Below are 7,829 nucleotides of genomic sequence, written 5' to 3' on the forward strand. Positions count from 1 at the left end.
TCAGAGATGTGTATAAGAGACAGCCGCCGCACTGGGCCGAGGCGTGCACCGCCTCGCCCGCAGGCTGGCCCCGTACCATCCCGCGGTCACCGCCCTGAAACAGCTCCACCCGCGCCCCCTGCGGCCGGTCGCCCTCGGGGCGCTCGGGGCCGTCCTGGGGGCGGGGGAGGAGGCGCTGGCCCACGGCGTCGTCTACGACGAGCTGCAGACCATCGCCTCCGCCGCACTCAAGCTGCTGCCCGGCGACCCCCTCGACTCGGTCGCGTGGATCATCGCCGCCGAGGCGGACGCCGCGACCACCGTCACCGCAGCACTGGCCGTGCGCACCCCCGCGGAACTCCCCGCCCGTACACCACCGCTCACCGAGCAGTGGGCACTCGAACACGACCGACGCGAACGGAGACTCTTCCTTGCCTGACAACGCATCCGCCCAGCAGCCCGGACAACCGGCCCAGGGCCCCAACGAGCACGACCACCAGCCGCTCAACCAGCCGCGCGCCCTGCGCCTCGGCGTCGCCGGCCCCGTCGGCACCGGCAAGAGCTCCATCCTCGCCACCCTCTGCCGCGAACTGGCCGGCGAGCTCTCCATGGCCGTCGTCACCAACGACATCTACACCGACGAGGACGCCCGCTTCCTCCGCTCGGCCGGCGTCCTGCCCACCGAACGCATCCGCGCCGTCGAGACCGGAGCCTGCCCCCACACCGCGATCCGCGACGACGTGAGCGCCAACCTCGACGCGGTCGAAGACCTGGAGGAGGCCTACGGACCGCTGGACCTGGTGCTCATCGAAAGCGGGGGCGACAACCTCACCGCCACGTTCAGCCCCGCCCTCGCCGACGCCCAGCTCTTCAGCATCGACGTCGCGGGCGGCGGGGACGTCGCCCGCAAGGGCGGCCCGGGCATCACCGGCGCGGACCTCCTGGTCATCAACAAGACCGACCTGGCCCCCCACGTGGAGGTCGACGTGACCGCGATGTTCGCCGACGCCGAACGGGCCCGCGACGGTCTGCCCGTCCTCGCGCTGTCCAAACACGACCCGGAGTCGATCGCCCAACTGGCCGACTGGGTGCGGGCCGTGCTGGTACGCCACCGCTCCGGCACCCATGTCCCGACCGACCCCGGCCCGATGGCGCCCCACAGCCACAGCCACAGCCACGACGGCTCGTGACCGGCCCGCCCTCGCCCGCCGCCCGCCCGGCCGAGCCCGACACCCCCACGGTCGTCGCCGTCGAGCGTGACGCCTCCGGCCGGCACCTCGCCCGCGAGCTGACTCCCGGGGCGTTCCTCGCCCCCCGCCCCCTGCTGCCGTGCGCGGACCGCCTGCGGATCGCCCTCGTCGGCACCCGGGCGGGTCTGCTGGCCGGCGACGATCTCCGGCTGCACGTCTCGGTCGGCCCGGGGGCCCGCCTGGAACTGGTCGAACCCTCCGGTCTGGTGGCGTACGACCACCGGGGAGGCAGATCGGCGTGGCGGGCCAGGATCGACATCGCGGCAGGAGGCCGACTGGACTGGGACGGGAAGCCGTTCGTCGTCGCGCACGGGGCATGGGTCGACCGCACGATGGAGGTGACGCTCGCGCCGGGAGCCCGGATGCTGTGGCGCGACACTCTCGTCCTGGGCCGCTCCGGTGAGCGCGGTGGCCGCGTCCGGGCCAGGACCCGGGCCGTGCACGACGGCCGGGAACTGCTGGTCGAGGACCTCGACCTGACCGACCCGGAGATGCGTGAACTGCCCGGCGTCCTCGGCCCGAACCGGATCATCGGCTCCGTCACCGCCCTCGGCACCCGCCCGCCCGGACCGCCCCACCCCTACCGGACGGACCTTGCGGGCCCGGGTGCCCAGGTGCGGCTGCTGGACACCGAGGCACCGGCGCAGGAAGCGGAGTCGGCGCAACTGTGGGACCACTGGCGGACCGAGAACATCGTCGAGCGACGCTGATCAGGGGCGTTCCAGCACGGTGAACGGGTTGGGCACCGCCCCCGTCCAGTGGTGCAGCACCGCCCGGCCGGTCTGCAGGGTGTTTCCTCCGGAATCGACCGTACCCGCCTCGGCCACGTAGAAGCGGCCGTCGTCGAGCGAGACCAGACCGTACTGGCCGCCCGACTCGTACCCGTACACACCGGACGGCTCGTGGTGCAGCCCGTGCGGGAGGAGGGAGACGATGCGGCCGGTCTCGGGGCGCGGCTGCCCCTTCACCTCGCCCCGACGGGCGCGCTCCGAACCGTCCACCACGTAGAGCGAGTAGGGGGGAAAGCCCGTCTTCCTGCCCTTGTACACGGCCATCAGCCAGTTGCCGCTGTGCCGGTCGTACTCCAGGTTCTGGACGCCGTACGTGGTGTTGCCCGTGTAGGCGAAGAACTTGCCGTCGGGCGACGCGGGGCCGCTGGTGTGATGAGCGCCTTCGACGAGCGGCCTCTCGTACCTGCTCCAGCCGCGCACGTCGTACTGGAGCAGCACCTGGTGGTCGTTGTCGGTGCGGGCGGTGTTGGAGTAGATCCCGTACGCGACGGTGAGCCGCCCGCCGCCCCGGCGGTTCAGGTCGGGTCCGAAGGAGACGCCGTCGATTCCGCTGCAGCCGTAGCGGTGGTCGGGGGTATCCCCGGTGTTGCCGTCGAAGACCCCGTCGCCGTTCATATCGGCGGTGTAGTCCCGCACGACCTCCCGGAGATGGACGGTGGAGAGCACATCGGTGGTCCGGGGGTCCATGTTCATCCGGGTGATGCGGGCCCCGTCGAAGATCGCTACGTAGAACGCTTCGGCGGCCTTGTACTCGAGGGAGCCGTAGACCCGGCCGTCATCGGTGTTGAAGTCCAGATCGCCCAGGTGCCCGGTGAAGCCGGTGACCGAGCCGATCGGCCGGCCCGACAGGTCGGTCTTCACCAGCAGATCGGTGAAGGAGAAGTACATGTGGCCCTTGCGGCGGTCGATGGCCGTGCCCTGGAGATGCCCGGACGACCAGGCCCCGCCGTCGACGGAAGCGGGCAGCGACGGAGATGGTGACGGGGACGGAGTACGGGCATGGGCCGCGCCCCCGCCCACCGCGAGCAGGGCCGACGCCACGGCGGTGGACAGGAACAGGGCGGCGATGTGCGCGAGTGCTCGGCTTCGCATGGTTCCTCCGAGATCGTGATCCTGGGATGCGCGGTGCCCACCGGATACGGGCGGTGCCTCAGGCCCTGCCGTGGGAGACCCGTGAACGCCGGGCCACGGCATCCAACGACACCGCCAGCAGCAGTACGCCGCCGGTCACCATGAAGCGGTACGCGGAGTCGAGATTCAGCAGCGTGAGCCCACTGGAGATGGACTGGATCACGAGAACGCCGAGCAGGGCGGCGAACGCGGTGCCCCGGCCGCCGAACAGACTGGTGCCGCCGATGACGGCCGCCGCGATGGCGTTGAGGTTGACATCACCGCCGCCGCTGCTCTGGTTGGCCGCCGCGAGCCGCGAGGCGGAGAGCACGCCGCCGACGCACGCGAGCGTCGAGCACAGCACGAACGCGGTGGTGAGGACGGCCTTCACGTTCACGCCCGCACGCCGGGCGGCCTCCATGTTGCCGCCGATCGCGTACATCGACTTGCCGAACGAGGTGCGGGACAGGACGTAGTGCAGCGCCAGCACCAGGGCGAGGAAGAACACGAACATCCAGCCCACCCCTCGGTCCCGGTGGAGATACCAGACCGCCGCGCCGAGGCCGGCCAGCAGCGCCAGGCTCCGCCCGGCGAGCAGACGCCGGGAGGCGGCGGTGAGCCCCGCCCGACGGCGCTCCGCCGCACGGGCGGCGCCGGTCGCGTACAGCACCGCCGCGCCCGCGACAACCAGCGTGTACGCCAACCAGGGCGGCAGGAACTGGAGTTGCGCGAAGGTCACCAGGCCGGAGTCGAAGGGCAGGTTGATCGATCCCTTGGGCCCGAGTATCCACAACTGCACACCGAGGAAGCCGAGGAGCCCGCCGAGGGTGATGACGAAGCTGGGTACCCCGATCCGGTTGTGGACCTGGGCGTAGAACCAGCCGATCAGCGCCGCGAGGGCCAGCGAGACGGTGACGGCGAGCCAGGCCGGCAGCCCCCGGTCCACGAAGAGGACCGCCAGCACGGCAGCACCGAGGCCGCTGATGGAGCCGACCGACAGATCGATCTGGCCGACGAGGAGGACACAGACGACCCCCAGGGCGATGATGCCGACCGGCACGCTCTCGAGGGCGAGGTTCGTGAGGTTCGCGCTCGACAGGAAGATGGGGTTGAGGATCTGCATCACGACCCAGATCACGACCAGCCCGGCGAGGACGGGCAGGAGGCCGAGGTCGCCGCCGCGCAGCCGGACGGACAGCGCCCGCAGGCGGTCGCGCGCACCGGTGGACCGGGGCGTCGGCGCGACGGGCCCGCCCCGGGAGAGCTCCGGGCTCGTGACAGCGGCCGGGTCCGTCATGATGCTTCCCCCTTGTGCGCCGCACCGGTCCTGTACGCCGGCTCCGTTCCGTCGCCCGTGGCCCGGTCGCGGCCGGCGCGGCGGCTGACCACGTTGTCGGTGGCTCCGGTGATGGCCGCCACCAGCTCCGACGCCGTCGTCCCGGCCGCGTCGAAGACACCGTTGTTGCGGCCGAGCCGCAGGACGGCCACGGTGTCGGCGACGGCCCGCACGTCGGCCATGTTGTGGCTGACCATGATGACGCCCAGGCCACGCTCCCTCAGACGCTCGATCAGATTGAGGACTTCCGCCGTCTGCGCCACGCCCAGGGCGGCCGTCGGCTCGTCCAGGATGATCACCTTGGGGTCGCCCAGGAGGGTCCGCGCGATGGCCACCGTCTGTCGCTGCCCGCCGGACAGGGCCGCGACCGGGACGCGTACCGAGGGGATCTTGGCCGACAGCTCCCCGAGCAGAGCGCGGGAGCGGACCTCCATGCCCACCTCGTCCAGGCGCAGCCCACGTAACTCGCGTCCCAGGAAGAGGTTTTCCACCACGTTCAGGTTCTCGCACAGGGCGAGGTCCTGGAACACGGTCGCGATGCCGAGCCGCTGTGCGGTGGCCGGGGAGGGGATCGTCACCGTCCCGGCGCCGAAGCCGACGGTTCCGGCGTCCGGCTGGTGCACCCCGGAGAGCACCTTGACCAGGGTCGACTTACCCGCGCCGTTGTCGCCGACCAGGGCGACGACCTGCCCGGCGGCGACGTCGAGGTGTACATCGGTGAGTGCGGCGACGGCGCCGAAGGACTTGCTGATTCCGCGCAGGGAGAGCAGCGAGCCACCCGGCGCCTCATGAGGGGAGGGCGAGGAGTCAGCGGACATGGACCGACCTTCCGAGGCGGGCGGGGGAGTGGTGGCCCTGGCGGGGCGGGAAGGCGTCCCGCCCATCGTGGACGCCGTGGTCGCCGCGGTCGGGCAGGGGGCGGGACTAGGTGAGGCCCACCTCGGCACAGGCGGCGGCGTACGTCGCCGTGCAGACCTGGGCGGTCTTCAGCGGCTTCCCGTCGCCCACCAGAACCTTCGCGATGTTCTCCCGGGTGACCACGGTGGGGGTGAAGAGTTCCGAGGGGGTGCCGAAGAGCGTGGTGTCACCGCGGGGCTTCTTTCCCTGGGAGAAGGCGTACGCAGCGGTGGCGGCGGCTTCCGCGACGGTCTTGATGGGCTTGGAGATGGTGTTGTACTGGTCGCCCTTGATGATCCGCTGGGCGGCGGCGAGTTCGGCGTCGTTTCCCGTCACCGGTGGCACGGTCGCTCCGGCCGCCTTGAACGCGGCGATGGAACCGCCGCCCGTGCCGTCGTTGGCGGCCACCACTCCGGCGATCCTTCCCGGGAACTTGCTGATCTGACCGCTGACCCAGCTCTGGGCCTTGCCCGGTTCCCAGGCAGGGGTGTCGTACTCGGCGAGGAGATCGAATCCGCTGGAGTCGACCGCGCTGTGTATGCCCTTCTTGATCAGGCCCGCCGCCGCATCGGTCGGCGACCCGTTGACCTGGAGGAGACCGCCCTCGGCCGAGGTGGCCCTGAGGTGCTCCACCAGGGACGTGCCGATCATGGAGCCGATCTTCTCGTTGTCGAAGGAGACGTAGTAGTCGGCCTTGACCGCCGGGATCGGCCGGTCGTACGCGATGACGGGGACCCCTCGACCCTGTGCCGTACGGACGGTGCTGGCCGCCGCGGCGGAGTCCACCGGATCGATCACGATGACGTCGGCGCCCTGCGCGAGAGCGGAGTCGGCCTGCTGCTGTTGCTTCGCCGCATCGCCGCCCGCGTTCTGGTAAAGGACCGCGCACCCACCGCAGAGCTCCTTCACCTTGGCCTTGAAGAGGGGGGCGTCGTACAGCTCGTACCGGGTGGAGGCGATATCGGGCATCAGGAACGCGATCTTCGCGTCCTCCGGTGACCGGCCGTCCGTGCCGTTCGGCGCTTTCGTCGTACAAGCGGCGGCGGAGACGAACACCGTCATCACGGACAAGGCAGCGGCGAACGATCTGACAGAGCGTTGCTTCACTGGAATCTCCCGGTCTTGAGGCGGAGAGCCCTCCTTCGCGTCAAATTAACAGCGCGCGTGTTAGTAGTGTCAATGGGCATGTCATAAATAACAGGACGGCGGGCCGATCCAGAGGCGTCCGGTCAACCGCCTGACCGCGCGCGGGCCCTCCATTCGTTTCGCGCCGTCGCCAGCTCCGCCCGGTACCGCTCGTATCCGTCCTCGTACAGCGCCCGTACGTCCGCACGCGGTTCGACGACCTGGTGGCGTCCCGGCGGCGCCTCGTACCCCGGGGACAAGGAGGCCCGGGCGACGGACACCACGCCGAGCGCCCCGACCTGCTCCTCCAGCGGAACGCGGACGGGCCGGCCGAGCACGTCGGCGATCAGGCGGGCCCACATCACCGACCGGGTGCCGCCGCCGCACAGGGCGAGGGTGCCGCTCAGCCCCGCCGTGTCCAGGCAGTGCCGGGCCGCGTAGCCGATGGCCTCGCAGACGGCCCTCACGGCGTCCTCCCGGCCCGTCGCCAGGCTGAGCCCGTCGAGTCTGCCCTGGGCCGACGGCTCGACGAACGGGGCCCGTTCGCCCGCTTCGGAGAGGAAGGGGAAGGCATGGACGCCCCGGGCCCCGGGCGGGCTGTCGGTGAGCAGGGCGTCCACGTCGGCCGTGGTCGCGCCGACGAGGGCGAGCACCCATTCCAGCGCCGCTGTTCCCACCATGGCGGGCATGGCGCGCAGCCACCGGCCGGGGGTGGGCGTGCACAGCCACATACCGGCGGGCTCGGCGAGCGGGTCGAGGTCGACGCGGTCGGTCAGCACCTGGCTCGCGAGGGTGGTGCCGAGGATGAGAACGCCGTCCCCCACCTCGCGCACCCCGCTGCCGATCGCGCAGGCCGGCAGGTCGTACGGCCCCGCCACGACCGGCAGCCCCTCGGGCAGCCCCAGGAGTCGGGCGCCGCGACCGTCCAGCCCGAGCACCGTTCCCGGAGCGGCGGGAGGAGGCAGCAGACCCGCCCGTTCCCCGACACCGCAGGCCGCCAGGGCCTGGGGCGCGTAGCGGCGGGTACGGGGGTCGAGGAACGGCAGCGTCGCGTCGGAGGCGTCGAGGCACACCCGGTCGGTGAGGCGCTGGGCGACCGCGTCGACGCAGTACCCCGCGACGGCGGCCCGGTCCAGTGAGTCCGGCTCGTGTTCCTGGAGCCAGCTCAGCAGCGGCCCGTGGCACCCGGGGAACATGCCGGAGCCGGTGTGCGCGTAAGCGGTGCTGATCGTGCCGTCCACCAGCCAGCGGGTCACCAGCTCCGAGGCGCGGGCGTCCATCCAGGAGATGGCGGGCCGCACCGGGCGGCCCGCGGAGTCCCGCAGCCACAGCCCGTCCCCC

The 7,829-nt window shown here is 71.7% G+C and carries 7 protein-coding genes and 1 pseudogene; 3 read left to right on the plus strand and 5 right to left on the minus strand.

Going from position 1 to position 7,829, the window contains the following annotated elements; genetic code table 11:
• Window positions 1-16: 16 nt before the first annotated feature.
• From CR470_RS33680 to CR470_RS33690, 3 genes and pseudogenes are all read left to right on the plus strand, one after another.
• A pseudogene (locus CR470_RS33680) lies at window positions 17-418 on the plus strand (urease accessory UreF family protein); the annotation flags it as partial.
• Window positions 411-1,169, plus strand: coding sequence for an urease accessory protein UreG (ureG, locus tag CR470_RS33685; protein ID WP_097871244.1), 759 nt, complete (start codon window positions 411-413; stop codon window positions 1,167-1,169). The pseudogene CR470_RS33680 and the gene ureG, both read left to right, overlap by 8 nt.
• Window positions 1,166-1,939 carry an urease accessory protein UreD gene (locus tag CR470_RS33690; protein WP_097871245.1) on the plus strand — a complete coding sequence of 258 codons (774 nt, stop codon included), beginning with the start codon at window positions 1,166-1,168 and terminating at the stop codon, window positions 1,937-1,939. Before ureG ends, CR470_RS33690 begins: the two co-directional genes overlap by 4 nt.
• Here the strand turns inward: CR470_RS33690 and CR470_RS33695 are convergent, their stop codons facing one another.
• From CR470_RS33695 to CR470_RS33715, 5 genes are all read right to left on the minus strand, one after another.
• Window positions 1,940-3,112 (minus strand): hypothetical protein, encoded by a 1,173-nt coding sequence (locus tag CR470_RS33695; RefSeq protein WP_097871246.1) that lies wholly within the window; start codon window positions 3,110-3,112, stop codon window positions 1,940-1,942.
• Between the two features lie 58 nt (window positions 3,113-3,170).
• On the minus strand, window positions 3,171-4,427 hold the full coding sequence (locus CR470_RS33700) for a sugar ABC transporter permease (protein WP_179892459.1): 1,257 nt from the start codon (window positions 4,425-4,427) through the stop codon (window positions 3,171-3,173).
• Entirely contained in the window at window positions 4,424-5,284 is an 861-nt protein-coding gene (locus tag CR470_RS33705; RefSeq protein WP_097871247.1) for an ATP-binding cassette domain-containing protein, read from the minus strand. Before CR470_RS33705 ends, CR470_RS33700 begins: the two co-directional genes overlap by 4 nt.
• Window positions 5,285-5,390: 106 nt before the next feature.
• The gene (locus tag CR470_RS33710; protein ID WP_373561459.1) at window positions 5,391-6,425 is read right to left on the minus strand and encodes a substrate-binding domain-containing protein; all 1,035 of its coding nucleotides are present in this window, start codon (window positions 6,423-6,425) and stop codon (window positions 5,391-5,393) included.
• Window positions 6,426-6,592: 167 nt separating this feature from the next.
• The coding region (locus CR470_RS33715; RefSeq protein WP_097871250.1) for an FGGY family carbohydrate kinase at window positions 6,593-7,829 on the minus strand (1,237 nt) is incomplete at its 5' end.

Origin of the sequence: Streptomyces sp. rh34, assembly GCF_002551245.1 — a bacterium.
Classification (GTDB): Bacteria; Actinomycetota; Actinomycetes; order Streptomycetales; family Streptomycetaceae; genus Streptomyces.